The organism is Oceanospirillum sediminis, assembly GCF_014164585.1.
Lineage (GTDB): Bacteria > Pseudomonadota > Gammaproteobacteria > Pseudomonadales > Halomonadaceae > Oceanospirillum > Oceanospirillum sediminis.
Genome location: NZ_JACJFM010000316.1, coordinates 1 through 319, shown reverse-complemented (window position 1 = coordinate 319; position 319 = coordinate 1). Strand labels below are relative to the sequence as shown.

Sequence of the window (319 nt, the reverse complement as noted above, 5' to 3'; positions counted from 1 at the left end):
TTTTATCAGAAAACTTTTGGTACAAGAAATCCATAGATAAATGCTCTCTTTTAGCATTTAAATAAGCAGCACCTAGGATAGACATCCATATTAATGAAAATCTGGCAAGTTCTTCTGTCCAAGAAAATGAACCTTTTAGCACGTATCTTGCAAATACTTGAAACAATACATCAAATACCAAAAGAGCAAATATGATGATTAGGAAAATTTCCATAAACCTTACAACTTTGTTAAATAGAGAATTGGATGTTTTCATATTTTAATTGGCTTTTATTTTCTTAACTGTATCTGCAAGTTCAGGGTATTCCTTTGTAAATTC

General features: G+C 29.8%; 1 protein-coding gene. It reads right to left on the bottom strand.

The genetic code is table 11. The annotated features are described in order from the left end of the window. The coding region (locus H4O21_RS28810; RefSeq protein ID WP_182812720.1) for a TRAP transporter small permease subunit at positions 1 to 256 on the bottom strand (256 nt) is incomplete at its 3' end. Between the last annotated feature and the right edge of the window lie 63 nt (positions 257 to 319).